The sequence below is a fragment of the Providencia sp. PROV200 genome, assembly GCF_049901995.1.
Classification (GTDB): domain Bacteria; phylum Pseudomonadota; class Gammaproteobacteria; order Enterobacterales; family Enterobacteriaceae; genus Providencia; species Providencia rettgeri_E.
The window spans coordinates 2,729,213-2,755,539 of record NZ_CP096307.1 but is presented as its reverse complement, the minus strand read 5'-3'; the positions used below and the strand labels follow the sequence as shown (position 1 = coordinate 2,755,539).

At 40.9% G+C, this 26,327-nt stretch carries 23 protein-coding genes; 15 read left to right on the top strand and 8 right to left on the bottom strand.

The genetic code is table 11. The features are described from left to right. Nucleotides 1–17: 17 nt before the first annotated feature. The 4 genes from srmB to M1E86_RS12555 form a co-directional block, all read right to left on the bottom strand. The gene (gene srmB / locus M1E86_RS12570) at nucleotides 18–1,355 is read right to left on the bottom strand and encodes an ATP-dependent RNA helicase SrmB (RefSeq protein ID WP_213913151.1); all 1,338 of its coding nucleotides are present in this window, start codon (nucleotides 1,353–1,355) and stop codon (nucleotides 18–20) included. A 188-nt stretch (nucleotides 1,356–1,543) separates the two neighbouring features. Then, nucleotides 1,544–2,749, bottom strand: a complete 1,206-nt coding sequence (gene gltS / locus M1E86_RS12565) for a sodium/glutamate symporter (RefSeq protein ID WP_125892268.1) — start codon at nucleotides 2,747–2,749, stop codon at nucleotides 1,544–1,546. A 272-nt stretch (nucleotides 2,750–3,021) separates the two neighbouring features. Continuing rightward, nucleotides 3,022–3,939: a formimidoylglutamase gene (gene hutG, locus M1E86_RS12560; protein ID WP_125892266.1), complete on the bottom strand. Its 918-nt coding sequence runs from the start codon at nucleotides 3,937–3,939 to the stop codon at nucleotides 3,022–3,024. A 2-nt stretch (nucleotides 3,940–3,941) separates the two neighbouring features. After that, complete coding sequence (locus M1E86_RS12555) at nucleotides 3,942–4,673, bottom strand: IclR family transcriptional regulator (RefSeq protein ID WP_213913152.1); 732 nt, start codon at nucleotides 4,671–4,673, stop codon at nucleotides 3,942–3,944. Nucleotides 4,674–4,830: 157 nt separating this feature from the next. Between M1E86_RS12555 and trmN the strand changes: the two genes are divergently transcribed. Continuing rightward, nucleotides 4,831–5,565 (top strand): tRNA(1)(Val) (adenine(37)-N(6))-methyltransferase TrmN, encoded by a 735-nt coding sequence (trmN, locus tag M1E86_RS12550; RefSeq protein ID WP_213913153.1) that lies wholly within the window; start codon nucleotides 4,831–4,833, stop codon nucleotides 5,563–5,565. A 30-nt stretch (nucleotides 5,566–5,595) separates the two neighbouring features. Here trmN and nadB read toward each other — a convergent pair whose 3' ends face one another. Continuing rightward, the gene (gene nadB, locus M1E86_RS12545) at nucleotides 5,596–7,191 is read right to left on the bottom strand and encodes an L-aspartate oxidase (protein ID WP_185746906.1); all 1,596 of its coding nucleotides are present in this window, start codon (nucleotides 7,189–7,191) and stop codon (nucleotides 5,596–5,598) included. 394 nt (nucleotides 7,192–7,585) lie between these two features. Here nadB and rpoE point away from each other — a divergent pair, with 394 nt between their 5' ends. The 11 genes from rpoE to acpS all read left to right on the top strand — a co-directional run bounded on the left by rpoE (nucleotide 7,586) and on the right by acpS (nucleotide 17,493). Beyond that, the gene (rpoE, locus tag M1E86_RS12540; RefSeq protein WP_004264984.1) at nucleotides 7,586–8,164 is read left to right on the top strand and encodes an RNA polymerase sigma factor RpoE; all 579 of its coding nucleotides are present in this window, start codon (nucleotides 7,586–7,588) and stop codon (nucleotides 8,162–8,164) included. A 58-nt stretch (nucleotides 8,165–8,222) separates the two neighbouring features. Continuing rightward, nucleotides 8,223–8,846, top strand: a complete 624-nt coding sequence (rseA, locus tag M1E86_RS12535) for an anti-sigma-E factor RseA (RefSeq protein WP_213913154.1) — start codon at nucleotides 8,223–8,225, stop codon at nucleotides 8,844–8,846. Then, the gene (gene rseB, locus M1E86_RS12530; protein ID WP_125892258.1) at nucleotides 8,846–9,796 is read left to right on the top strand and encodes a sigma-E factor regulatory protein RseB; all 951 of its coding nucleotides are present in this window, start codon (nucleotides 8,846–8,848) and stop codon (nucleotides 9,794–9,796) included. The genes rseA and rseB overlap by 1 nt, the downstream gene beginning before the upstream one ends. A gap of 3 nt (nucleotides 9,797–9,799) precedes the next feature. Continuing rightward, the gene (gene rseC / locus M1E86_RS12525; protein WP_125892256.1) at nucleotides 9,800–10,264 is read left to right on the top strand and encodes a SoxR-reducing system protein RseC; all 465 of its coding nucleotides are present in this window, start codon (nucleotides 9,800–9,802) and stop codon (nucleotides 10,262–10,264) included. Nucleotides 10,265–10,683: 419 nt separating this feature from the next. Beyond that, on the top strand, nucleotides 10,684–12,477 hold the full coding sequence (gene lepA / locus M1E86_RS12520) for a translation elongation factor 4 (RefSeq protein ID WP_213913233.1): 1,794 nt from the start codon (nucleotides 10,684–10,686) through the stop codon (nucleotides 12,475–12,477). A 17-nt stretch (nucleotides 12,478–12,494) separates the two neighbouring features. Beyond that, entirely contained in the window at nucleotides 12,495–13,460 is a 966-nt protein-coding gene (gene lepB, locus M1E86_RS12515; RefSeq protein WP_213913155.1) for a signal peptidase I, read from the top strand. A gap of 302 nt (nucleotides 13,461–13,762) precedes the next feature. Continuing rightward, a complete protein-coding gene (rnc, locus tag M1E86_RS12510; protein ID WP_426099105.1) occupies nucleotides 13,763–14,443 on the top strand; it encodes a ribonuclease III in 681 nt (226 codons plus the stop codon). Further along, on the top strand, nucleotides 14,440–15,348 hold the full coding sequence (era, locus tag M1E86_RS12505; RefSeq protein ID WP_125892252.1) for a GTPase Era: 909 nt from the start codon (nucleotides 14,440–14,442) through the stop codon (nucleotides 15,346–15,348). Before rnc ends, era begins: the two co-directional genes overlap by 4 nt. Before the next feature lie 11 nt (nucleotides 15,349–15,359). Next, complete coding sequence (recO, locus tag M1E86_RS12500) at nucleotides 15,360–16,088, top strand: DNA repair protein RecO (protein ID WP_125892250.1); 729 nt, start codon at nucleotides 15,360–15,362, stop codon at nucleotides 16,086–16,088. Between the two features lie 287 nt (nucleotides 16,089–16,375). Then, nucleotides 16,376–17,107: a pyridoxine 5'-phosphate synthase gene (gene pdxJ, locus M1E86_RS12495; RefSeq protein ID WP_213913156.1), complete on the top strand. Its 732-nt coding sequence runs from the start codon at nucleotides 16,376–16,378 to the stop codon at nucleotides 17,105–17,107. After that, nucleotides 17,107–17,493 carry a holo-ACP synthase gene (gene acpS / locus M1E86_RS12490; protein WP_125892246.1) on the top strand — a complete coding sequence of 129 codons (387 nt, stop codon included), beginning with the start codon at nucleotides 17,107–17,109 and terminating at the stop codon, nucleotides 17,491–17,493. The genes pdxJ and acpS overlap by 1 nt, the downstream gene beginning before the upstream one ends. 87 nt (nucleotides 17,494–17,580) lie before the next feature. Here acpS and M1E86_RS12485 read toward each other — a convergent pair whose 3' ends face one another. Both M1E86_RS12485 and M1E86_RS12480 read right to left on the bottom strand, forming a co-directional pair. Further along, nucleotides 17,581–17,841 (bottom strand): YfhL family 4Fe-4S dicluster ferredoxin, encoded by a 261-nt coding sequence (locus M1E86_RS12485; RefSeq protein ID WP_036959019.1) that lies wholly within the window; start codon nucleotides 17,839–17,841, stop codon nucleotides 17,581–17,583. A gap of 519 nt (nucleotides 17,842–18,360) precedes the next feature. After that, the gene (locus M1E86_RS12480) at nucleotides 18,361–18,810 is read right to left on the bottom strand and encodes an XRE family transcriptional regulator (RefSeq protein ID WP_102137513.1); all 450 of its coding nucleotides are present in this window, start codon (nucleotides 18,808–18,810) and stop codon (nucleotides 18,361–18,363) included. Between the two features lie 184 nt (nucleotides 18,811–18,994). Here M1E86_RS12480 and leuE point away from each other — a divergent pair, with 184 nt between their 5' ends. Together leuE and tadA are read left to right on the top strand one after the other, a co-directional pair. Next, nucleotides 18,995–19,642: a leucine efflux protein LeuE gene (leuE, locus tag M1E86_RS12475; RefSeq protein WP_213913157.1), complete on the top strand. Its 648-nt coding sequence runs from the start codon at nucleotides 18,995–18,997 to the stop codon at nucleotides 19,640–19,642. Nucleotides 19,643–19,737: 95 nt separating this feature from the next. Next, nucleotides 19,738–20,220 (top strand): tRNA adenosine(34) deaminase TadA, encoded by a 483-nt coding sequence (gene tadA, locus M1E86_RS12470; RefSeq protein WP_213913158.1) that lies wholly within the window; start codon nucleotides 19,738–19,740, stop codon nucleotides 20,218–20,220. Nucleotides 20,221–20,260: 40 nt separating this feature from the next. Here the strand turns inward: tadA and mltF are convergent, their stop codons facing one another. Beyond that, complete coding sequence (gene mltF, locus M1E86_RS12465; RefSeq protein ID WP_125892240.1) at nucleotides 20,261–21,925, bottom strand: membrane-bound lytic murein transglycosylase MltF; 1,665 nt, start codon at nucleotides 21,923–21,925, stop codon at nucleotides 20,261–20,263. Nucleotides 21,926–22,193: 268 nt separating this feature from the next. On the opposite strand from mltF, the gene purL reads away from it, so the two are divergent. Then, a complete protein-coding gene (purL, locus tag M1E86_RS12460) occupies nucleotides 22,194–26,081 on the top strand; it encodes a phosphoribosylformylglycinamidine synthase (RefSeq protein WP_213913160.1) in 3,888 nt (1,295 codons plus the stop codon). Nucleotides 26,082–26,327: the final 246 nt, after the last annotated feature.

The following is a 26,327-nucleotide window of genomic DNA, read 5'->3' as shown; positions in this document are numbered from 1 at the left end:
AAACCCGTTTTTAGTGACTAGTTTTTGTCGTTATCTATTGATACGGAATGGCTAGCCGGAGTACGACGTTTCCCAATATTTTTCTTGTCGCGATGGCGTACTTTTTCTTTTTTCTTGGCTTGTTCTTCTTTTTTCTTTTCTTTACGCTTAGCAAGCACTTTCTTCGATGGTTTTGGTTTATTTAACATCGCGTCTGAAGGAGCTTTAGTTGTTGGACGTAAAGAATCAACAACACGGATCTTGATAGGCTCTTCAATATAACGAGTAATTTTACCAAATAAAGGGAAATCATGCGCTTCGACCAAGGAAATTGCAGTTCCTTTACGGCCCGCTCGGCCGGTACGGCCAATACGGTGCAAATACACATCTGCAGTTCTAGGTAAGTCAAAGTTAAAAACATGGCTAACGTTTTCGATATCTAAACCACGAGAAGCCACATCGGTTGCAACGAGTACTTTAACTTGGCCATCAACTAGGCTACGTACCGCTTCATTACGCTTAGCCTGTGGCATTTCACCTTCAAGATAACAAGGTTCGATACCCGCTTCACGTAACCATTGGACTAATTCACGCAAACGCTCACGCTTACGCACAAAGACGATAGCTTTGGTGACTTCATCTTGTTTTAACAAATGGCACAGTAAGGCTGTTTTATGTTCTAGTGTGTCAGCTCGGTAATGAAATTGCTGAATTTTTTTACGCTCACGACGAGAAGGGTCAGCGTCAATTTCAATTGGGTCTTCTAATAAGCGCTCAGCAAAGTCACGAATAGCTTCGCCTTCAAGAGTGGCAGAAAATAGCATGGTTTGCTTGCGCCAGCGTGTTTCACCAGCAATTGTTTCTATATCATTGGCAAACCCCATGTCGAGCATGCGGTCAGCTTCATCAAGGATCAAAATTTCAACGGCACGGCAGTCAAAGTTTTCTTCTTTAATATATTGGAGTAGACGGCCTGTTGTTGCGACGACAATATCTTGATTTTCGCTGAAAACTTCAGCGTGATTCATATAAGCAACACCACCCGTGATTGTTGCGATGTCTAAGTGATTATGGGCGCATAGTTCTTTTGCTTGGTCAGCAACCTGCATAGCTAATTCACGAGTCGGCGTGACAACTAGAACGCGAGGCGGCCCTGATTTCTTTCTTGGGAAATCAAGCAAATGTTGGATCGCAGGCAGTAAAAACGCTGCGGTTTTACCTGTTCCTGTCGGGGCTGAACCTAATACATCGCGGCCATCCATTGCAGCAGGAATTGCTGCCGCTTGAATCGCGGTTGGACGTTGATAGCCTTTATCTGAAAGCGCATCAATTAGGCTTTCATCAAGTTCTAGTTCAGTAAAAGTGGATGCAGTCATGATATACCTCTATTTGGGGCGCTGATTATAAACAGGTTAGCAAAATTGTTCACCTGAAAAAATCAGCTTTGCTCAAGTGTAACTGTTTTCACTACGGACAGGGAGTGATATATCTGTGGATATGAGTGAAATATAGAGAAGATAAATAATTGAAGGAGGAGGGCGAGTTTCTCCTCCTTCATGCATCGCTAGCTTAGTATATTAATTAACCATGTGTGATAAGGAATACCCACTAAGTCAATGAGTACCGCACCACTGAGTGGCACAATCATGAAAGCTTTCATTGAAACTTGTTTGTAGCGTTCACATACAGAGGACATATTTGCCATTGCATTTGGTGTCGCCCCTAAACCGTGTCCCATTAAACCGGCACACATTACTGCAGCGTCGTAGTTTTTGCCTAATAAGCGGAAAATGACAAAGACAACTAATAGAATTAAAATAATGACTTGTGCCAATAGGATGGTGAATAATGGCAAAGCAACCGCTTTTAGTTCCCATATTTTCAATGACATCATGGCCATCGTTAAAAATAGGCCAAGTGAAACTTCAGAGATAAGGTCAACGGATTTTTGGTTGATACGGAACAATTCTACTTGGTCATTAATATTGCGGATCACAATTGCAATGATCATTGCCCCAACATAGCTGGGTAGTGAAAACCCGGTTGCCTTGGTAAATTGCGCTGAAGCGAGTTGACCGATGACCATAATCCCTAAGACGAGCGCTAACATTTTTAAAAAAGCGTGAGCATCGATAGATTCAATTTTTCCTGCAATAGTTTCAGGAACTTGAACTCGCTCAACGTTTTCATCTGCTTTAATCTGAACGTTAAATTTCTTAATTAAGAACGTGGCTATAGGGCCGCCAAGTAAGCTTCCTGTAATTAGTCCAAAAGTTGCCGCGGCAATTGCTGCAACTGTTGCAGATTGCACACCAAGGCCTTCAGCCATTCCACCAAAGGCAGCCGCACCGCCATGGCCCCCAGTAAGTGAAACACCACCAGCCATGATACCAATAACGGGGTCAACACCGAGTAAATGCGCAAGGCCTGCACCAAAGGTGTCTTGGAAGATAACGACAAACCAGCAGATAAACAGGTAGATAAAGAGTAACCGGCCGCCACTTTTTAAGATGCGGAAGCTGCCATCAATACCAATAGTCGTAAAGAAAGCGACCATTAAAAAGGTTTGTAAACTTGTATCAAAGTTGATTTCGGCTAAGTTAAATGATTTAAGCCCCCAAATAATCAGACTAACGAGAAAACCACCAATGACGGGAGAAGGGATACAAAAGCGCTGTAGCCATTCGATGCGTTTTTTTAAGTGGATCCCCATGAGTAGGCAGATCACCGTTAGGAAGAGGGTTGAGAGTGTGTCGAGGTGTAGAATCATATTTTTCCCTTTTTAACTGTTGTCTTTCACGCTACAGCGTTGTTGGCCGCGCTCCGTTACCCTAATCACATACTTTTGTATGCTCCTAGGGATAACATCACTTGCCGCCTAGCTGTAACGCGAAATTCAATAGTTAAAAACCATTAAGTTATTGCGCTACGGCTAGTTTGATAATCAACTTCAAAGCTATTTTTATTGTGGTGTTTGAAAATTAATTATCTTAACAGCGTGAGAAACAGTGTATTTATCAGTCGAGTTGTTGTGTTGTTTTATTAAAATAAGTATTGGTAAATCAAATAAGCCGCGAGTTTGGCAGTATGGTTGTCAATATCAAATTCAGGGTTGCATTCTGCGATATCAAAAACAGCAATTTTTTGGCTGTGCTTGATAATGGCAAACAGTTCATCAAAAATTTCAGTGGAAATGCCTTTTGGTGCAGGCGCACTCACGCCCGGTGCGATAGCAGCAGAGAATACATCTAAATCAACGGTGACATATAAATAGTCTACATCGTCAATGAAGTTTTTAATCTTTTCAATTACTTGAGGAAGCTTAGAGTAAGCTAATTCTTTATCGCGGATATATTGGCAACCCAATTTATCTGCGGTGTCGAATAGGACTTTTGTATTGCCATGATCAGCGATGCCTAAACATAAATATTGGAAAGGGCGCTGGTGCTGCTGACACAAGATGGCAGATTGTAAAAATGGGGTGCCAGATGTGGCGACAGGGGCTTCGCGTAAGTCAAAATGTGCATCAAAGTTGATAATACCAATCGTTTTACCCGCTTGATACTGTTCAACATAGTCAAACAAACCTTGGAAGCTTGCGAATGCAACTTCATGACCACCGCCAAGGACAATCGGCTTTTGGTTATCAGCGAGGAGAGCAATAAGTTGGTCGGATAAACAGCGCTGTGCAGCTTCTAAATTGCCATCATCACAGCGGATTGTACCAACGTCTTTGATTGCAAGTGGTTGATGAATAGGTAACCCTGCCAGCTGATGACGAATTGCATCAGGGCCTGCTTTAGCGCCTTGGCGGCCTTTATTGCGTCGGACGCCTTCATCAGAGGCAAAACCAATTAATGCAAATTTGGCGGGTGTGTGTTTGTTCATGACTTGGTGGATGCGCAAGTGTTCTTGTGTTTCACCATCTGTGCGCCCTTGCCATTGGAAAGGTTGTGTCATAATTACTCCAAGTTAATGAGTTTAGTGATGTTATGCGCGGTTTGGCTGGTGTGCGTGATAAACTCATCCACGCGATGTGTAGAACGAAATTCAGGTGCCATAACTGAAACGACGGCTAATACATCATTCCCTTTGAAAATCGGGGCAGAGACACCCAGTACGCCTTCATCGATTTCACTTACAGACACGCCGTAACCTTGTTGGCGTATCTTTTGTAAATCTTGTTGTAGTTTCAATTTTTGTTGCTCAGTAGTTAATTGTTTTGCATGAGCCTCAAATACTTGGTTTTGGTATTGTTCATGACGAAAAGCTAACAGCGTTTTCGCACTTGCACCTTTGATTAAGGTATTACCGCGGCCAATAATAAAAGAGCAGCGTAGTGCTTGTTCACTCTCAATCATGTCGACACAAATGGTTTCCCGTATATTTGAGGTGATAATCGCCACGGTTTCTTGGGTTTTTTTCGCTAAAGTTTGTAGCTCTTGTTTAGAGGCGCTCATCAATAAACTGTGGTGATAGTATTTTTCTTGATTTTTGATACTCTGCGAACCGACGCAATATGTACCGTATTGTTTTGCGTGAGATACAAATTCCCAATCTATGAGAATTGTCAGTAGCCGATAAACGGTTGATAATGGGATGTCTAGCGCTGAGGAAATAGACTGTGGTGTCACCGGAGAGGCGCAAGTTGTAATGTAAGACAAGATGTCTAAGGTTCTATTTATACTGTTCATGGCATCTCCTTTTTTTCGAACTTATCAGTAAATTTTTTCCGTCTCAAATATAATTCTCATAATATGAGAATTATATTGTAGCAAATAGGTTAAATTATGACTTTTATCTGCTTAAAATGAGAATGGTCGAATAAATATTAACCAATAGAGTGCCTGAATGTGTAAGCAAGAAAAGAATTACCGCAAAGGCGGTTTTACGTTTAAACAGTTTTTTGTGGCTCATGACCGATGTGCGATGAAAGTGGGAACGGATGGTGTGCTATTGGGCGCTTGGGCTCCTGTAGAGGGGATCCAGTCTGCTTTAGATATCGGAAGCGGTAGCGGGTTAATCGCGTTGATGCTAGCACAGAGAAATGCAATATTACGTGTTGATGCTGTTGAATTAGATAATGATGCAGCAGCGCAAGCACAAGAAAATTTTATTGAATCACCATGGGTGGATCGTTTACAGGTCATCAACCAAGACATTGTGAGCTACAGCCAATCATCTGCAGCGCAATATGATTTAATTGTCAGTAACCCGCCTTACTTTGAACCTGCGGTTGCATGTCGAGATGAAAAAAGAGACCAAGCAAGATATACATCGACGCTAACACATGATGTTTTACTTGAAAGTGCGAAAGCTTGCCTTGCTGCTCATGGACTATTTTGCTTAGTGCTGCCCTATGAAGTTGGTGAAAAAATGCAGAAGATGGCTGAGAATTCAGGTTGGTTTACCGCTTTTCGCGTCAATGTTAGTGATAAACCTACAACGGTCTACCATCGCATGCTATTGGGCATTCAACTGCAAGAGACACAAACACAAGTGACATCGCTGGCACTCAAAGATGAAAAGGGTGAGTATACCGATGAATTTCGTAAACTCATTCAGCCATTTTATGTGAAATATTAAAGCCGGCTCAAAGGCCGGCTCTAGCTCATGTTATTCAGGTTTTAAAATAGTGGGACCTGAATTAGGAAGTGGTTCTGGGTAATCTAAGGTGTAATGTAACCCACGGCTCTCTTTGCGTTCTAATGCACAGCGAACCATTAACTCAGCGACTTGAACTAAGTTACGTAATTCAAGTAAGTTATTTGAAATACGGAAATTAGCATAGTAGTCATGAATCTCTTGCTGCAATAGATGGATGCGACGCAGTGCGCGTTCAAGGCGCTTCGTGGTTCTTACGATCCCCATATAATCCCACATGAATAGACGCAATTCATGCCAGTTATGTTGAATAACAACCTGTTCATCTGAATTATGTACTCTGCTTTCATCCCATTCAGATAAATAGGGAATTTCATCGATCTGTTTGATCGTTTTATTAATGTTTTCTGCTGCCGCCCAGCCGTATACCAAGCATTCTAATAGCGAATTGGAAGCCATACGGTTTGCACCGTGCAAGCCGGTGTAGCTAACTTCGCCAATTGCATAGAGATTCGTGATATCAGTCATACCAGCTTCATCTACAATAACACCACCGCAGGTATAATGGGCTGCAGGAACGATAGGGATGGGCTCTTTGGTCAGATCGAGCCCTAACGTCATCAATTTCGCATAAATCGTTGGAAAATGATTTTTAACGAAATCGCTAGGCTTATGGCTGATGTCTAAATACATGCAATCAGCCCCAAGACGCTTCATTTCATGGTCAATAGCTCGTGCAACAACATCGCGAGGAGCAAGTTCACCACGATCGTCGTGATCGGGCATAAACCGGCTTCCATCAGGGCGCTTGAGGTAAGCCCCCTCACCACGTAATGCTTCGGTTAATAAAAAATTACGTGCTTGTGGGTGAAACAAACAAGTCGGGTGGAATTGATTAAATTCAAGGTTAGCAACACGGCAGCCAGCTCGCCATGCCATTGCTATGCCATCACCAGAAGAAATATCTGGGTTTGTGGTATATTGATAAACTTTAGCCGCCCCACCTGTGGCGAGTACAATTGTTTTCGCTCGAATAGTTTCAACTTGTTCTTTTTGGCGGTTCCAAACGTAAGCGCCTAAAATTCGTGGTGATTCAGACGCATTGGAAAGGATAAGGTCGACGGCATTATAACGTTCTTTAATATGAATGTTGGGATGGGCAAAAGCAAGATCGACTAAGGTGGTTTCAACTTCTTTTCCTGTCGCATCGGCATGATGTAAGATCCGGCGATGGCTGTGACCACCTTCACGAGTTAAATGATACTGTGTTTCGCCGTTCTCGGTAACTTCAGTATCGAATAAAACCCCTTGGTCGATAAGCCACTGTACGCAATGTTTCGCATTGGAGGCAATAAACTCAACCGCTTCTTTTTGACAGATACCTGCACCAGCAATTAGGGTATCTTCAACATGGGATTCGATGCTGTCTGTGTCATCAAAAACAGCGGCAATACCGCCTTGCGCGTAATAAGATGCCCCTTCGCTGAGGCTGCTTTTACTGAGAATGGTCACTTGATGAAAAGGGGCGAGCCGTAAGGCAGCTGAAAGTCCTGCGACACCACTCCCAATGATTAAAATATCAGTGTAATGCTGTGTGGATCCGTTCATAAGTGTTTGCATGTATATAATAGCATGTATTGAGTTTTTTATGTTAGCCTATCGAGTGTCCTATTGCTATTAGTGGATGGTTGTTAAGACACAGTATATTGACCTAGCGCTATTTACGTATTCAAATGGTTTTACTGTGATAGCTATCGCATTCATATTTAAAATCTGTATGCTGTCTTATGAGTCAGTAAGATTATTATAGGCATTTGTTTTAATAAGGATCTTTAAGATCATCTAAGTAATTTTTTTATCGGTTTTGTAAATTTTTGACTATTTTTTTAGATTAAATTGAACTTCAACGAGTTCTACTACTCAAAGTAGTGCTTGCTTTAGGAAGGGAGAACATGATCAAGTTAACATATTATCGGCCTGAATTCGGGAGATATTTCCTGGAATGAGCGAGCAACTGACCGACCAGATTTTGGTTGAAAAGGTACAGAAAGGCGATCAACAAGCTTTCAACTTATTGGTGATAAAATATCAGCATAAAGTCGCGAGCCTAGTATCCCGCTATGTACCGCAAGCGGATGTGCCTGATGTTGCACAGGAGTCATTTATAAAAGCTTATCGTGCCATTGGTTCATTTCGTGGTGACAGCGCATTTTATACTTGGCTTTATCGGATTGCGGTAAATACAGCTAAAAATTATTTAGTTGCCCAAGATAGACGCCCACCTGCGTCGGACTTGGAAGCGAGTGATGCAGAAAACTTTGAAACCGCAGGTGCCTTAAAAGAAATTTCGAACCCAGAGAACTTAATGTTGTCTGATGAATTAAAGAAAGTTGTTTTCCGAACCATCGAATCGCTGCCTGAAGACCTCAGAATGGCAATTACGCTTCGTGAGTTAGATGGTTTGAGCTACGAAGAAATCGCAGAAATAATGGATTGCCCAGTTGGCACCGTACGTTCTCGGATTTTTAGGGCAAGGGAAGCAATTGACAATAAAGTTCAACCACTGATTCAACAGTATTAATATGTTAAATCAGTCAATTAAATATAATTGTGATGCAATTAACTGAAGGTAATTGGGCATGCAAAGAGAGAAACTTTCCGCAATGATGGATGGCGAAGTACTAGACTTAGAACTGGTCAACGCTATTTCACGTGATTCAACGTTAAAACAACGTTGGGAGAGCTATCATCTTATTCGTGATACTCTACGTAACGATACTAGTGAAGTCATGCACTTTGATATTGCAAGTAAAGTTGCGGCAGCATTAGAGAATGAAGCTGTGCGTATTAATCCTCAGGTAGTTGTCGAATCGCAGCCAGAGCCTGCGACTTGGGGGGCTTTCCCATTCTGGGGCAAAATTCGTCCTTGGGCGAGCCAGTTGACTCAAATTGGTGTTGCAGCGTGTGTATCTTTGGCCGTGATTGTTGGTGTTCAACAATATAACCAAAGTACTGCTGTTGACTCTCCTGTTGACGAGCCAATGTTCAACACGATCCCTGTCGGTAGTGGGGCGCCAGTTAGCTTGAATATCTCAGATAACCAATTATTTGGTAATGAGCAGCAAATTCAACAAGTTGAACAACAAAATCAACGTATTAATGCGATGCTTCAACAATATGAAATTGAAAGACGCTCGATGCTTAACCAGCAATATCAAGAGTCTGCACAACCTGCGTCTTCAGCAGGAGTTAAATTGCAATAATGAATAAATGGTTATCCGTCATCTGCCTGACGGGCAGCCTGATTATTTCTAATCAAGCTTCGGCATCTGAACTAGATGCCGATGTTCTTTTTAAAGAAATGGGAAATGCTGCCCAGAACCTTTCTTACGAAATGTCTTATATGACATTCAGCCCGCAATCAATAACACCAGTACGTTATCGTCATGCAGTCATCAATGGTGAGCCTGTTTCACAAATGATCCAAATGGACTCATCGCGCCGTGAAATTGTACAAAAGGGCAATAAAATCAGTTATTTTGAACCTGGTTTTGATGCTTTTAGCTTAAACGGCAAATATATAGTTGATAACTTACCGTCAGTAGTTTTTGCCAATTATCAACAGATTAAGCCTTATTATAATTTTATTGATGCAGGGCGTACCCACATTGGCGATAGGCCCGCATTAGTAATTCGCATAATATCGAAAGACAACTCTCGGTTTAACTATGTAGTATTAATCGACGAAGAAACGAAATTGCCATTACGTATTGACCTTCTCGATAATAATAGCCAAACATTAGAACAATTTCGTGTTATCTCGACGGTGCTAGATAGCCAAACAGTGAAGGATTCATTACTCACATTAAGTAAGGTAAATATGCCACCATTATTGATTTCCCCTACAAATGGAAATCCTTCTTTTAAATGGCAAGTGGGCATGTTACCTCCAGGTTTTGAAGAAATATCTCGATCTTCGCGAAAATTGGCGGAAGATGACGTAGTAGAAACCGCGATGTTTAGTGATGGTTTATTTACCTTTTCTGTAAATGTGACAAAATCAACTAAAGGCCCGTTACTTGACCAACCGCTTCAAAATGGGCGTCGGACTATTTACACAATGACGCAAAAGCAAAATGTCATCACTATCATCGGTGAATTACCGTTAGCAACAGCACAAATGGTCGCAGGTAGTATTCAGTTTCGGGAGTAAATTATGGTAAAAGAGTGGGCAACAGTAGTCCGTTGGCAAAACGGTAGAGCTTTATTGCGCTATGGTTCTTCGTCCGGGTGTGGCAGTTGTAGTGCTCGAAAAACCTGTGGTTCTTATGCTTTAAGCAAAATAGGGCCAAATACGGAACATGAATTAGAAATTGCGATTGAGCAACCGCTAGTTGAGGGGCAAAAAGTTGAAGTCGGTATTCCTGAAGGAAGTTTAATTCGCTCAGCGCTATTAGTTTATTTAACGCCTATTTTCGGGTTATTTATTTTTGCTGGCTTAGCGCAGGCGTTTGATTTTGAGCAGCTCTGGATAGCGATTTCAGGTGTAATTGGTGGTATTATTGGTTTTTATGTCGCGCGTAGACTCGCATCAAATTGGCGTGATGATGAAGCTTTTCAACCCGTCGTTTTACAGATTGGGTTACATCCAAACGAGCTTTCAGTGCAAATTAATTGCTAAATTTCAATATGTTGAGTTAGAAGGTTAATTTGATATTATCAATAGAAGGGGAACATATGTTTCCCTTTTTTGTGGATGAGAGTTAGTTAGCAGGCAAATAGTATTATGACAGATATAGTATTATGACAAATCAGGTCATTAACATATTTTGTCAGTTTTGAGTTAGAAATTACAATAGATTGATTATGGCTATAAAAATGGTTGAAGTGAGTCGTATTTATACTGAATTAGGGCGACTAACCTACCTACCTTATGTAGGTTTACAGTTGTTTTACATTGAATCTTTGTGTTAGCGGGTTCTTATATGTAAAATGCAGCTAATTAACAATCTTGTGATAATCATAGCATTTTAGTTTTGTTGCGACATTTGCACAAAACTGATTTTGTAAGGCAATTTAAAAGAAGATATTACCTTGAAAATCAATAATATAAGAAACTTTTCCATCATTGCTCATATCGACCACGGTAAGTCGACCTTGTCAGACCGCATTATCCAAATTTGTGGTGGTTTAACCGACCGCGAAATGGCAGCGCAAGTTTTAGACTCGATGGACTTAGAGCGCGAGCGTGGGATCACTATTAAAGCACAGAGCGTGACGCTTGATTATAAAGCTTCAGATGGTGAAACTTACCAATTAAACTTCATTGACACACCGGGTCACGTTGACTTCTCTTATGAAGTATCTCGTTCATTAGCAGCCTGTGAGGGTGCTTTGCTGGTGGTTGATGCAGGGCAAGGTGTTGAAGCTCAAACCTTGGCAAACTGCTATACCGCTATCGAAATGGACTTAGAAGTGGTTCCAGTCTTAAATAAAATTGACTTACCCGCTGCCGATCCTGAACGTGTTGCTGATGAGATAGAAGATATTGTTGGTCTTGATGCACATGATGCGGTTCGCTGCTCTGCGAAAACGGGTATTGGTGTTCAAGATGTAATTGAACGCCTCGTTAAAGAGATCCCACCACCTGTTGGGAATGCAGATGCGCCTTTGCAAGCACTCATCATTGACTCATGGTTTGATAACTATTTAGGCGTTGTTTCATTGATCCGCATTAAGAACGGAACATTGAAAAAAGGCGATAAAATTAAAGTCATGAGCACTGGCCAAGTGTATAACGCGGACCGTCTCGGTATTTTTACACCCAAGCGAATTGATCGCGATGTTTTGAATTGCGGTGAAGTAGGCTGGTTGGTTTGTGCAATTAAAGATATTACAGGAGCTCCAGTCGGTGACACGCTAACGGGAGCTCGTCATCCAGCGGATAAAGCATTGCCTGGGTTTAAAAAGGTTAAACCACAGGTTTACGCTGGGTTATTCCCTGTAAGTTCTGATGATTATGAATCATTTCGTGATGCGTTAGGTAAATTAAGTCTAAATGACGCCTCTTTATTCTATGAGCCAGAAACTTCGACTGCACTAGGCTTCGGTTTTCGTTGTGGTTTCCTTGGCCTATTGCACATGGAAATCATTCAAGAGCGTTTAGAACGTGAATATGACCTTGATTTGATTACCACTGCACCCACGGTAGTATACGAAGTGCAGCAAACCAACGGTGATATCGTGTATGTTGATAGCCCATCTAAGCTACCAGCATTGAACAATATTGAAGAATTACGCGAACCAATCGCAGAATGCCATATGCTGATGCCTAAAGAATATTTAGGTAACGTTATTACACTTTGTATTGAGAAACGTGGCGTTCAGACCAATATGGTCTATCATGGTAATCAAGTATCGCTGACTTACGAAATCCCAATGGCAGAAGTCGTATTGGATTTCTTCGATCGCTTAAAATCAACCTCTCGAGGATATGCATCTTTAGATTATGCATTTAAACGCTTCCAAGCATCAGACATGGTGCGTGTTGATGTTCTTATTAACAATGAGCGTGTTGATGCGTTGGCTTTGATCACTCACCGTGCGAACTCTCAACATCGTGGTCGTGAACTGGTTGAAAAAATGAAAGAGCTAATCCCTCGTCAGCAGTTTGATATTGCGATACAAGCAGCGATTGGTAACCACATTATTGCTCGTTCTACAGTTAAACAATTGCGTAAAAACGTACTCGCCAAGTGTTATGGTGGTGACGTTAGTCGTAAGAAAAAACTGTTGCAGAAGCAAAAGGATGGTAAGAAACGTATGAAGCAGGTTGGTAACGTTGAGCTACCACAAGAAGCGTTCCTTGCTATATTGCACGTTGGTAAAGACTAAGTTTACAAGGAGCCTCAATGGCGAACACCTTTGCCTTGATCCTAACACTGGCAACATTAATCACAGGGATTATATGGTGTTTAGACAAGTTTAAATTTGCACCTGCACGTAAAGCAAAACTCAAGCAGTTACAAGATGCAGCGAATGGCGCAGTGAGTGAAGCGGATGTAGCAAATGCTGTCCGCCGTCCATCATGGCTTGAAACAGGGTCATCTATTTTCCCTGTGTTAGCGATTGTATTGGTTGTGCGCTCATTTATTTATGAGCCATTTCAAATACCTTCAGGGTCAATGATGCCAACGTTGTTAGTTGGTGACTTTATGTTGGTAGAGAAATTTGCATATGGGTTAAAAGATCCAATTACCCAAACGACACTCATTGAAACGGGTAAGCCAAAGCGTGGTGATATCGCGGTATTTAAATATCCGAAAGATACTAACGTAGATTTCGTAAAGCGTGTTATTGGTCTACCGGGAGATAAAATTGTTTATAACCCGGATGCTAAAGAGCTAACAATTTACCCAAATTGTGCTGACAACAAGTGTACAGAGAAGCTGCCAATTGTTTATGGCCCTCTGGCTCCGAGTGAGTGGACAATGTTCCTTGATATCGGTTCTGTTGTTGACAACCAAAAAGGGAATTATGAAGTTCCGTTAGATCAAGCATTACCAAGGAATGCGCTACGTCAGTATGAGCGCAGCGAAAAATTAGATACTGTTGAGCATCAAATTCTTATTATTCGCCAAGCAATTACTGAAGCAAAATATTTGCAACCAGGCATGCCGAGGAATGAATGGATTGTTCCTGAAAAGCACTACTTTATGATGGGTGATAACAGAGATAATAGCTCTGACAGCCGTATGTGGGGCTTTGTACCGGAGGAAAATTTAGTTGGTCGTGCGGTATTTATTTGGTTAAGTTTAGATAAACAAGAAAACGAATGGCCGACGGGTGTACGCTTTAGTCGAATTGGTCCACTATAATTTGATTAGTTGGTTTAGCGAAATGTTGAAAATGCAGGTTTTCGTTTGAAAACCTGCATTATCCGAAGCATTATTGTTTTACCCAGTGTACAATATAAATTAATTAATATTATTGGCTCCTCAATTATTAACTCTCCCATTTTAACTTATTGTAACTAATAGTTTTTTATAATTAGTTCCACTGAGCTGCAAAAAATGTGGGAAAATAAGGTGTCAGTGCAAACGCAACAGTTTTGTAAAATGGGGTATTTTACAGGTCTGTTGCGTGTGCTTTTTTATCAAATAAAAATGGTTGGGCGCACATGAACCCCTATTTATTAGAAAGATTACAGCGTAAGCTTGGTTATCAATTCAAACAGAACGAATTATTAATCCAAGCATTGACACATAGAAGTGCAAGCAGCAAACATAATGAGCGTCTAGAATTTTTAGGTGACTCGATTTTGAGTTTTGTGATCGCAAATGACTTATACCACCGTTTTCCAAAGGTAGACGAGGGGGATATGAGTCGTATGCGAGCAACGCTTGTACGCGGAAATACATTAGCAGAAATCGCACGCGAATTTGAACTCGGTGAATGTTTACGTTTAGGGCCGGGGGAATTAAAAAGCGGTGGTTTTCGTCGCGAATCTATCCTTGCTGATACTGTTGAAGCACTGATCGGTGGTATTTTTTTAGATAGTGATATCCAAACGATCGAAAGAATTATTTTAGATTGGTATCAAAGTAGACTGGTTGAGATCAGTCCGGGTGATAAACAAAAAGACCCGAAAACAAGGTTACAAGAATATCTGCAAGGGCGCCATTTACCACTACCTAATTATTTGGTTGTTCAGGTTAAAGGTGAAGCTCACGATCAAGAGTTTACGATCCACTGCCAAGTTAGTGGTATTGACCAACCGATTAATGGTGTTGGCTCAAGCCGTCGTAAAGCAGAGCAAGCAGCAGCAGAGCAAGCATTGAAAATTTTGGAGCTTGAATGAGTGAATTACAATCCCACTGTGGTTTTGTTGCCATAGTTGGACGGCCAAATGTCGGTAAATCGACATTATTGAATCAATTACTGGGGCAAAAAGTTTCGATTACTTCGAGAAAGCCACAGACGACTCGCCATCGTATTATGGGGATCCATACAGAAGATAACTATCAAATTATTTATGTTGATACCCCAGGACTTCATATTGAAGAAAAACGTGCAATCAACCGTTTAATGAACCGCGCTGCATCCAGTTCAATTGGCGATGTTGAATTAGTTATTTTTGTTGTTGAAGGGACGAATTGGACTGCTGATGATGAGATGGTACTGACCAAGCTATCTAGCTTACGTTGCCCTGTGATCTTAGCGATTAATAAAATTGACAACGTCACTGATAAAACGGTTTTACTTCCTCATATTGGTATGATCAGCCAGAAAATGAATTTCTTGGATGTTGTTCCTATCAGTGCAGAAAAAGGTGTAGGTGTTGATACCATCGCTAAGATTGTAAAACAGCATATCCCTGAAGCAGTGCACCATTTTCCAGAAGATTACATTACTGACCGTTCGCAGCGTTTTATGGCATCAGAAATTATCCGAGAAAAGCTCATGCGTTTCTTAGGTGACGAACTGCCATATTCAATTACAGTTGAAATTGAACAATTTAAAGTAACTGATACGGGTATTTACCATATCAATGGCTTAATTCTTGTTGAGCGTGAAGGCCAAAAGAAAATGGTTATTGGTAACAAAGGTAGCAAACTGAAAACTATTGGTACCGAAGCTCGTATTGATATGGAAAGAATGTTTGATAACAAGGTTCACCTTGAGCTTTGGGTTAAGGTTAAATCTGGTTGGGCTGATGACGAAAGAGCATTACGCAGCCTAGGTTATGTTGACGACCTAAAATAGTAGGTGGCAAAGTGAGTGGTTGGCAGCGTGCGTTTGTACTCCATTCAAGGCCTTACAGTGAAACGAGTTTATTGCTCGATTTTTTTACTGAAGGTGAAGGAAAAATACGTTTACTTGCAAAAGGCGCTCGCCGTAATCGCTCACCATTAAGGGGGAGTTTACAGCCCTTTACACCTTTGCTCATCCGTTGGGGTGGCAAAGGTGAAATCAAAACCTTAATTAATGCGGATCCCGTATCTTTAGCCCTCCCTTTAACAGGTACCGTGCTATATAGCGGTTTATACCTTAATGAATTAACCGCGCGTGTATTAGAATTTGGTACACCATATTCTGCACTATTTTTTGATTACCTCTCCTGCTTACAAATTCTGGCTGCAAGTGAGCGCACTCCCGAGTTTGCATTGCGTCGATTTGAATTAGCTTTGCTTTCTTACCTTGGTTATGGTGTTGATTTTTTACATTGTGCTGGTAGCGGGGAACCTGTTTCTGACACAATGACTTACCGGTATAGAGAAGAAAAGGGGTTCATTGGCAGTTTGGTTGTTGACCAACTTAGTTTTACGGGTAAACAATTGAAAGCATTGGCGAGTCAAGAATTTCCTGACGCAGATACGCTTAAAGCAGCAAAACGTTTTACCCGGCTGGCATTAAAACCTTATTTAGGTGGTAAACCTTTAAAAAGCCGAGAATTATTTCGTCAGTTTACTTATTCACCCGTTGAACATAACAAACAGAGTTAACACTGTTTTTAATTTTATTTTTATCTAATTTGTCACGCCATTATCATTGCCATAAATCCTTTTCTCATGTGTCTTTTTAGCTGAATTAGCGTAATCAGACAACGCTAATTTTTTGCCGATATAAAATCTTACGAAGCGCTTCGCAAAAATAAAGTTCAAGTACTGAAACAGAGCTTGTGGATTGGAATTTGCTTCGAATGGTGAGAGATTTATTCCCTCAACAGAGAAAATTACAGTAGGATAGTGGGTAAATAAGTTTATTAGCATTTATTAATGGGGAATAAAAAATGGCAGAGCTTTTGTTAGGCGTAAATATCGACCATATTGCAACGGTTAGAAATGCAAGAGGAACGCAATATCCAGACCCTGTACAAGCTGCATTTGTTGCGGAGCAAGCAGGCGCTGACGGTATTACAGTGCACTTACGTGAGGATCGTCGCCATATTACAGATAGAGACATCACTTTGTTGAATGAAACTATTCAAACGCGTATGAATCTTGAAATGGCAGTAACTGAGGAAATGGTTGAAATTGCATGCCGTATCAAACCGACTTTTTGCTGTTTAGTGCCAGAAAAGCGTGAAGAAGTCACCACTGAAGGCGGTTTAGATGTTGCGGGTCAAAAGCAGAAAGTGGCTGATGCTGTAAAACGTCTAACTGACGCGGGTATTCTCGTTTCATTATTTATTGATGCGGATCATCAGCAAATTGATGCCGCTCAAGCGTGTGGCGCACCATTTATTGAAATCCACACTGGAGCTTATGCTGATGCTAAGTCAGAACAAGAGCAAGAGTTAGAATTTCGTCGTATTCGTGATGGCGTCGTGTACGCAGCAAGTAAAGGCATTAAAGTCAATGCAGGCCACGGCTTAACATACCATAATGTTCAACGTATTGCGCAGTTGCCTGAAATTTATGAGCTTAATATTGGCCATGCAATTATTGGGCGAGCTTTGTTTAGTGGTTTGGCCCAAGCCGTTGCTGATATGAAAAAAATCTTATTAGAAGCACGTAAATAATGGCCATTGTTGGATTAGGAACGGATATTGTTGAGATTGCTCGAATTGAGTCGGTGCTTGAACGAACCGGTGATAGTCTGGCGAAAAGAATTCTAACTGAGACTGAATTAGCCCAATATCAACAGCAATCAAAGCCAGCTCGTTTTTTAGCAAAACGGTTTGCTGTGAAAGAAGCGGCAGCTAAAGCATTAGGTACTGGGATCCGTAATGGTTTAGCCTTTAACCAATTTGAAGTCACCAATGACAAATTGGGGAAACCATTATTAAGTTTAACTGGTGAGGCATTAGAGCTAGCGAATCGGTTAAGAGTCACGCATTGCCATGTTTCTATTACCGATGAACGGCATTATGCATCTGCGACAGTTATCATAGAAAGTAATTCTTAAATTGATGTTATATCGAGCTGCCAGTAAAAGTCACTGGCAGCATTTAGGGGGAACTAGGTGGATAATTAAAAATAAGTGAAGTTAAGCCTAAATTTTATCCGCATGGTGAATGGCGACAAACTTATCCCAAAGCTGTTCTTCAGTCTCGATATGTTGGGGGTCAGTGATGATCGTATTAGTAATTGGGCATACAGACTGGCAAGTAGGTTTGTCGTAATGGCCTACACATTCAGTACATAGGGTTGAGTCAATTTCATAAATTTCGTCGCCCATAAAAATTGCATCATTTGGGCACTCAGGTTCGCACATATCGCAATTGATACAGCGTTTTGTAATTAATAAAGACATATCAGTTACTTACATTGTATTAAGTTAAAAACTAGTAACTTATACCTTGCACCTATTCGTTACTTTCGTTTGTTTTTTATATTTTTATGCCGTGTATTTTACCTTCAAAGTTTGAAAAAAGTAACAAAAATCATAATGTAGATGTTTTATATCATTTAAACGATAAATTTTTGTTTTTTGGTTATCAATTTTTTTATTTTAAAATATTGGTGTTTTTTATTGTTTTAGTGATATCCGGGTAGTTACTTTCTGATTTATAACAATCAGCAAGTTAAAATATAATAATATAAATTTAGACGAGAATGTAAATACACTTATACTGAAAATTTAAATTTAGATATGTGAAATAAAGATGGTTAATTTAATTATTAATGGTGTTTTTTATGCTAAGACTCCTCCTGTGGTTATGATTGTTATTAATCTCATTATAAAAATATAATTTTAAATTAGTTATTTTAAATAAGGGGCAAAATGCCCCTTGGGCACTAATTTAAATGTTCATAAAATATAACGCTGATATTATATGATACTATAGCTATGAGTTCTCCAGCTTTTATCTTTTTCAGCTTGGCTAAATATATGAATGAGGCCATTAGCAATAAACAGAGTTGCTGATTGAATCGTACTTCCAACAGTAAATTCATCAACATAGAGTAGTTTTATACCTGCTTTATCATCGATTTCATATAACTCAACGATTTTTTCGCTTAAATTATATCCATATAAGTATTGTTTATTCTCTACCGTATCATAAAATGCTTGAATATTACCAAGGTAGGATCTTAATTTTCCTTTTTGTGCAGGAGCATTTGGGTCGATTTTACCATTTTCAGCCATGGAATATACAACGTAAGTTTTATCTTTTGAGTGACCTAAAAAATAATTACGCTTTGCAGCGCTGAAGGTCATTGTTGTTGGATAAAACTCTTCAAATGAACCATCTTGTACTAAACGTCTAATGATAGCCATATATTTATTCCTTCTAATGTTAATAATGAATAATAATGTGATTGCCTAGTTATCATAAATAAATAAGTTAGATTTAAAATAATCTTTATTATTAGTTCATTTCATACATCTAATTAATAGAATAAATATTCACAAAGATTGAAAGTTATGATAAAAATAATAAAAAAGATAAAGGGTTAAAAGTATGTTCGAAAATCTTGGGGTTCTTAACTTCTGGACTTATTTGGCAGGGCTTGTATTAATCATTATTGTACCTGGACCTAATTCATTATATGTATTAAAAACAAGTACATCGAGCGGTACACGGTTTGGCTATCGAGCTGCTCTAGGGGTATTTACTGGGGATGCGATATTAATTTTCCTATCATTTATCGGTGTCGCGTCAGTGATAAAAGCATCTCCAACGCTATTTATGATAGTACGCTATTTAGGTGCAGCTTACCTGCTATATTTAGGTGGTAAAATTTTATATAGCACATTTATGCATAAAAAATCGAGTAAAGACGGCATTGAGACTATCTCAATCAAAACAGAAAAACATTTTACTCGTGCCCTTGTACTTAGCTTAACAAACCCAAAAGCAATTTTATTTTATATTTCTTTCTTTATACAATTTGTTGATTTTAATTACTCTCATGCATGGGTGCCTTATCTTGTACTGGCAACTATTCTAGAATTAGTTAGTTTTTTATACTTAAGCTTATTGATTTTTAGTGGTTACTTGATAGCCCGTTTTTTACGTGAAAAACAACTCCTTGCAAAGCTTGGAAATTGTACGGTAGGTGCGTTTTTTATGGGGTTTGCAGCTAAGTTAGCGATTTTCAGCAATTAAAATTAGGCTGTTATTATAAAAGCAAAAGCATTTTAATTGCGGTCATTCTAACATTTAAGGATAATCACGTGTAAACGCATTGGTTAGAGGTAAGAGTGACACAAATAGAAATTGATGAGTATTGGATGCAACAAGCCATTGAACTTGCGCTAAAAGCACAAGATCTTGGAGAAATTCCTGTCGGTGCGGTCTTAGTGAAAGATAACTATTTGATTGCTTCGGGTTGGAACCGCTCTATTGTTGATCATAACCCGACAGCACATGCTGAGATTATGGCTTTACAACAAGCAGGGCATGAGCTGTCAAATTATCGGTTATTAGATACCACCTTATATGTCACCTTAGAGCCTTGTATTATGTGTGCAGGTGCAATGATCCACAGCCGTATTAGCCGTGTAGTTTATGGTGCTAAGGACTTTAAAACGGGAGCTTGTGGTTCTTACCTAGATATCATGGGACAAGCAGGGTTAAATCATTATGTGGATGTTACTGGTGGTGTTCTAGAAAAAGAGTGTTCTTCAATGCTGAGTGCTTTTTTTAAGCTGCGTAGAGCCCAAAAAAAAGAACAAAAGCGCTAATAGGGTAAATTTTAGCGCTCCCATTTTATTTTAGCATGATTTATAACGGCTTCTCAGGTGCTTTTAGTGGTGTGATGGGCGTTTTATCATCGGTTTCATCGGTATTTTGCGCTGGATGTAGTGAAAGCAGATACTTTCCTAATGGTAGTCTTTTTTCTTCGAGTGTTTTAGGTGGTTGCGTTACAGAACTCATTTTCCCTAAGTGTGTAGTACTCACTTTTTCAGGAATAGGGGACTGGTTTTGAATCGTTAGAGCTCCACCTTCTGTATGATCCTCTGGGGAGATTAAATAAATAAGTGATTTTTGTGCAATATCAAGCGCATGCTGTTTTCTTTCTTGGCTTTGTAGGTAACCAACTAAGCTTTGATGATAACGACGAATATTCTCAACGTAACGATAAGCCTCGTGGCCACGTGCATAACCATAAGTGAGCTGTGAGTAATATTTTTTCTGTGTTAATAAAGGTAAACGGGCTTTTACGTCTAGCCACCGGTTAGGGTCTCCACCTAACATTTCAGTTAATTTACGTACATCCTGCATATGCCCATATCCCATATTATAGGCAGAAAGGGCGAACCAGATACGGTCATCCTCTTCGATGGTTTCAGGTAAACGTTCCATAATATAAGCAATATACGCGGCTCCACCCTTAATACTTTCTTCAGGGTCTAACCTGTCAGCAATACCCATTGTTGTTGCCGTTGGCTTGGTTAACATCATCAACCCACGTACCCCCGTAGGCGAAGTTGCTAAAGGGTCCCAATGGGACTCTTGCCATGCGATAGCCGCTAACAATTTCCAGTCAATTACCTGAGCGTACTTTTCAAACAGCGGTTGATATTCGGGAAGTTTGTTATCAATTGCTTTTATAAATGCCATTGTGTCGAAATAATCGAAAGACTCTACATGACTAAAATATTTTTCATTAAGACGTGCGAGTAATTCGGTCTCATGGCTGAGATTAAAGAAATCAAGTAATGCAGCGTCTAAACTGTTTTCTTTGCTACGACGCATGTACCAAGTGATAGCGTGTTCATCCAATAAATCAAAAGCAACAGCAATTTGAGGGTGAATACGTTGCTGTAATGCAACTGCGATAGAGTCTTCTAATGTGTAGTCAACCTCGCCATCAGCAACCATTTCAAGGATTTGATTGGTATTGTATTTTGAGGTTTCCTCCCACTTTAGGTTTGGGTATTCTTTGGCCAGCGCCTTTAGTGTGCTTGCATGAGCGGTGCCAGCAGTAACCAATAATTTGCCGTTAATTTCATTGAAATTTTTAGGGCGATTGGTTCCTTTGCGATAAACAAGTTGTTGAGTGACATTGAGGTAACTAGGACCGGTTTTCGTTTTGGCTAAACGATCTTTGTTATATAACAAGCCCGCGACTGCGATATCAGCATCACCATTTTCAAGGTCATCGAATATTTGCTCGAATGTTGGGCGGATGGTTATTTTAAGCTTAACACCTAGGTATGAGGCAAAGCCTTGAGCCAGCTCGTAGTCAAACCCACGCAGCTGTTTTTGCTCATCAATATAGATAAGTGGTGAGCTAACGGCACTAATACGTAATTCACCTTGAGAAATAATTTTATTAATTTGTGAATTTTGCGTATTGGGCCAACGGACGTTAAAACCGATGACCATAGTAGCCAGTAGCGCGATAACCACGACAATTAAATAGTTAACTTTTAAGTTATTCAAATAATAGTTTCTCGTGCATTGACTGGTGCTATACATCAATAAAGAGTATGGCTAAATATGGTTATAATTCCAGTAGTCGGCTATTTTGCTCAACATTTAGGAACGGTGCAACCTATATTATCGTATTTAGCACAGAATAATATTTAACTAATCGCTTCCTTTTTAATCACGCAAACGGTTTCGTATTGATGAACATTGCTCTATAATGTGTTCCGGTTTCCCTGCTTTCATGTTCAGGGCTGGCGTTTAAAAGAGAGAAATTAAGACGATGGAAATTTTGCGTGGTTCACCTGCTCTATCAGCATTTCGTATTACCCGCCTTTTGGCGCTGTTTGCAGAAAAACAGCTTCCTGTCACGGATATCTATGCTGAATATATGCACTTTGCTGAATTATCAGCGCCGTTGAGTGATAGCGAGCAAGGCAAACTAAGCAGTTTGTTAAAGTATGGTCCTTCTCTGGCAGAGCACGACCCATTCGGTAAGCTTATTTTAGTCACCCCTCGTCCGGGTACTATCTCTCCATGGTCTTCAAAAGCAACGGATATTGCCCATAACTGTGGCCTTAGCCAAGTAAAGCGTATCGAGCGTGGGGTTGCTTACTATGTTCAAGGTGGTGAACTGACCCAAGAACAGTGGCATGAAGTGATCGCGGCTTTGCACGATCGCATGATGGAAAGCATTTTCTCTTCTTTTGAACAAGCGAGTGCATTATTTGTGCAGCAGCAGCCGGCACCAATGAAATCCATTGATGTGATTACGGGGGGCCGTCTTGCATTGGATACAGCAAACAGGGAAATGGGTCTAGCGTTAGCTGATGACGAAATTGATTACCTGCTAGATGCCTTTATTGGGTTAGAGCGTAACCCAACGGATGTTGAACTATACATGTTTGCTCAAGCAAATTCAGAACATTGTCGCCACAAAATCTTTAATGCGGATTGGGTGATTGATGGTGAAGAACAGCCTAAGTCGCTGTTTAAAATGATTAAAAATACGTTTGAAAAAACACCTGACCACGTTTTATCGGCATATAAAGATAACGCAGCCGTGATGGAAGGCTCGCCTGTTGGTCGTTTCTTCCCTGAGCCCGAAGGGCGCACTTACCGCTACCACCAAGAAGATGCTCATATCTTAATGAAAGTGGAAACCCATAACCACCCAACAGCGATTTCGCCTTGGCCAGGAGCAGCAACAGGCTCTGGTGGTGAAATCCGTGATGAAGGCGCAACAGGTCGCGGCGCGAAGCCAAAAGCGGGCTTAGTCGGTTTTTCGGTTTCTAACCTACGTATTCCTGGTTTTGAACAGCCTTGGGAAGAAGATTTTGGTAAGCCAGAGCGCATTGTGACCGCTTTGGATATTATGATGGAAGGGCCATTAGGGGGGGCGGCATTTAACAATGAGTTTGGCCGTCCTGCGTTATTAGGCTATTTCCGTACTTATGAAGAAAAGGTCAATAGCCACAATGGTGAAGAGTTACGTGGTTATCATAAACCCATTATGTTGGCAGGCGGCATAGGGAATATCCGTGCAGACCACGTACAAAAAGGTGAAATTACGGTCGGTGCTAAGCTCATTGTACTGGGTGGCCCTTCAATGAATATTGGGTTAGGTGGTGGAGCCGCTTCATCCATGGCATCAGGCCAATCCGATGCGGACCTCGATTTTGCTTCAGTACAGCGTGATAACGCTGAAATGGAACGCCGTTGCCAAGAAGTGATCGACCGTTGCTGGCAGCTTGGCGACGATAACCCTATCTTATTTATCCATGACGTAGGTGCGGGTGGTTTATCGAATGCCATGCCTGAGCTGGTGAATGATGGTGGCCGTGGTGGGCGTTTTGAATTACGTAAGATCCTGAATGATGAGCCAGGTATGAGCCCGCTAGAAGTTTGGTGTAATGAGTCACAAGAACGTTATGTCATGGCGGTTTCACCTGAGCAACTTCCTGTATTTACTGCGATTTGTGAACGTGAACGGGCACCGTTCGCCGTCATTGGGGAGGCCACTGAAGAGCGTCATTTAACGCTGAATGATGAACATTTTGCAAACCAGCCGATTGATATGCCACTGGATGTTTTATTAGGCAAAACACCCAAAATGTTGCGTGATGTGAAAACATTAAAGGCAGAGCCAGATTCATTAGACAGAACGGCGATTAATTTAAATGAAGCGGTAAAACGTGTTCTGCATTTACCCGCTGTAGCTGAAAAAACATTCTTAATTACCATTGGGGATCGCACCGTTACAGGTATGGTTGCCCGTGATCAGATGGTTGGCCCATGGCAGATCCCTGTCGCTGATTGTGCGGTCACGGCTGCGAGTTTAGATAGCTACTACGGGGAGTCCATGTCAATTGGTGAAAGAACGCCAGTGGCTTTAGTGGATTTCGCCGCGTCGGCGCGTATGGCGGTAGGTGAAGCCTTAACTAACTTAGCATGCTCTTATGTGCAAGATCTTAAACGTGTAAAACTTTCTGCAAACTGGATGGCAGCAGCCGGGCACCCAGGGGAAGATGCCGGTTTATATGAAGCGGTTAAAGCGGTAGGGGAAGAGCTTTGCCCTGCGTTAGGGTTAACCATCCCTGTTGGTAAAGACTCTATGTCAATGAAAACGCGTTGGCAGCAGGATGGTGAAGAGCGTGAAATGACATCGCCACTTTCCTTGGTGATCAGCGCATTTGGGCGTGTTGAAGATGTTCGCTTAACCGTGACACCTGAATTAAAAACAATTAATGATAACGCCTTGTTATTGATTGACCTTGGGCAAGGTAATAACGCATTAGGCGGTTCTGCGCTAGCACAGGTATATCGTCAATTAGGTAATAAAGCCCCGGATGTACGCAATCCAGAAGTATTGCTTGGCTTCTTTAATACCATTCAGAAGTTATTATCAGAGCAAAAATTATTAGCCTACCATGACCGCTCAGATGGTGGCTTATTCGTCACGTTAGTGGAAATGGCTTTTGCGGGTCACTGCGGTATAAATGTCGATATCAGTTCATTCGATGAAGATACCTTAGCGGCATTATTTAACGAAGAGTTAGGTGCGGTCATTCAAATTCATGAAGCGGATAGAGCGTATGTGGCAGAATGCTTTGAGCAAGCAGGGCTTGCAGGCTGTGTTCATTATTTAGGTGCTGCAATACAGGATGATGTCGTGATCATCAATAGCCGTGACACGGTTGTGTATCGTGAGTCTCGTAGCTTATTACGTCAATGGTGGGCTGAAACCACTTGGCAAATGCAGCGCTTGCGCGATAACGAAGTGTGTGCAGACGAAGAACATGCGATGAAGCAGGATAATCAAGACCCTGGCTTGAATGTGAAACTGACTTATGACATTGAAGAAGACATTGCAGCGCCGTTTATTTTGTCAGGCGTGCGTCCTAAAGTGGCTGTTTTACGTGAACAAGGCGTGAACTCCCATGTGGAAATGGCTGCCGCTTTCGACCGTGCTGGTTTCGATGCGGTTGATGTGCATATGAGTGATTTACTTGCGGGTAACTTGTCTTTGGAGCAATTCCAAACATTAGTGGCTTGTGGCGGTTTCTCTTATGGGGACGTATTAGGTGCAGGCGAGGGTTGGGCAAAATCTATTCTGTTCAATAATAAAGTCCGTGATGAATTTGCTGCGTTCTTTAACCGTGCAGACACTTTATCATTGGGAGTATGTAATGGCTGCCAGATGATGTCGAACTTGCATTCGCTTATCCCAGGTGCTGAGTTCTGGCCGCGTTTTGTGCGTAACCGTTCTGAACGTTTTGAAGCGCGTTTTAGCTTAGTTGAAATAGCAAAAAGCCCATCGCTGTTACTGCAAGACATGGCGGGCTCTCGTATGCCAATAGCGGTTTCTCATGGTGAAGGTCAAGTGGAAGCACGTGCAGCCGCGCATTTACAGCAACTAGAAGATAATGGGCTGGTGGCAATGCGCTTCGTAAATAACTATGGCCAAGTGACCGAGCAATACCCAGCGAATCCGAATGGCTCAGTTAATGGTATTACGTCGGTGACCTCAACAGATGGCCGAGCAACGATCATGATGCCGCACCCTGAGCGTGTTTTCCGTACTGTGAGCAATTCATGGCACCCTGAAAATTGGGGAGAAGACAGCCCGTGGATGCGCATTTTCCGTAATGCACGTAAGCAATTAGGCTAATTCGCATTTAAGCAATTAGTCTCTAAGCAAATTAGTCTTTACGCTAATTTGAATACAAGCACCCTATCATGAGGTATAAAGCCAAAATGATAGGGTGCTTTTTTATTATTTAAATATTAATTAATTTTTAATTTATTTTGTGAATGAATTTTTTGATATATCAGATTAACTTTTTAATTAAAAAATAAATTAAATGTTAAATTATTGAGTGTTAAATAGTGCTAAGACAGTGAATGGCTTAGTGAT

Bases quoted from the DNA above. Each gene is read 5' to 3' on its own strand.
- srmB (WP_213913151.1), bottom strand. From the start codon at position 1,355: ATGACTGCATCCACTTTTACTGAACTAGAACTTGATGAAAGCCTAATT.
- gltS (WP_125892268.1), bottom strand. From the start codon at position 2,749: ATGATTCTACACCTCGACACACTCTCAACCCTCTTCCTAACGGTGATC.
- hutG (WP_125892266.1), bottom strand. From the start codon at position 3,939: ATGACACAACCTTTCCAATGGCAAGGGCGCACAGATGGTGAAACACAA.
- M1E86_RS12555 (WP_213913152.1), bottom strand. From the start codon at position 4,673: ATGAACAGTATAAATAGAACCTTAGACATCTTGTCTTACATTACAACT.
- trmN (WP_213913153.1), top strand. From the start codon at position 4,831: ATGTGTAAGCAAGAAAAGAATTACCGCAAAGGCGGTTTTACGTTTAAA.
- nadB (WP_185746906.1), bottom strand. From the start codon at position 7,191: ATGAACGGATCCACACAGCATTACACTGATATTTTAATCATTGGGAGT.
- rpoE (WP_004264984.1), top strand. From the start codon at position 7,586: ATGAGCGAGCAACTGACCGACCAGATTTTGGTTGAAAAGGTACAGAAA.
- rseA (WP_213913154.1), top strand. From the start codon at position 8,223: ATGCAAAGAGAGAAACTTTCCGCAATGATGGATGGCGAAGTACTAGAC.
- rseB (WP_125892258.1), top strand. From the start codon at position 8,846: ATGAATAAATGGTTATCCGTCATCTGCCTGACGGGCAGCCTGATTATT.
- rseC (WP_125892256.1), top strand. From the start codon at position 9,800: ATGGTAAAAGAGTGGGCAACAGTAGTCCGTTGGCAAAACGGTAGAGCT.
- lepB (WP_213913155.1), top strand. From the start codon at position 12,495: ATGGCGAACACCTTTGCCTTGATCCTAACACTGGCAACATTAATCACA.
- rnc (WP_426099105.1), top strand. From the start codon at position 13,763: ATGAACCCCTATTTATTAGAAAGATTACAGCGTAAGCTTGGTTATCAA.
- era (WP_125892252.1), top strand. From the start codon at position 14,440: ATGAGTGAATTACAATCCCACTGTGGTTTTGTTGCCATAGTTGGACGG.
- pdxJ (WP_213913156.1), top strand. From the start codon at position 16,376: ATGGCAGAGCTTTTGTTAGGCGTAAATATCGACCATATTGCAACGGTT.
- acpS (WP_125892246.1), top strand. From the start codon at position 17,107: ATGGCCATTGTTGGATTAGGAACGGATATTGTTGAGATTGCTCGAATT.
- M1E86_RS12485 (WP_036959019.1), bottom strand. From the start codon at position 17,841: ATGTCTTTATTAATTACAAAACGCTGTATCAATTGCGATATGTGCGAA.
- M1E86_RS12480 (WP_102137513.1), bottom strand. From the start codon at position 18,810: ATGGCTATCATTAGACGTTTAGTACAAGATGGTTCATTTGAAGAGTTT.
- leuE (WP_213913157.1), top strand. From the start codon at position 18,995: ATGTTCGAAAATCTTGGGGTTCTTAACTTCTGGACTTATTTGGCAGGG.
- purL (WP_213913160.1), top strand. From the start codon at position 22,194: ATGGAAATTTTGCGTGGTTCACCTGCTCTATCAGCATTTCGTATTACC.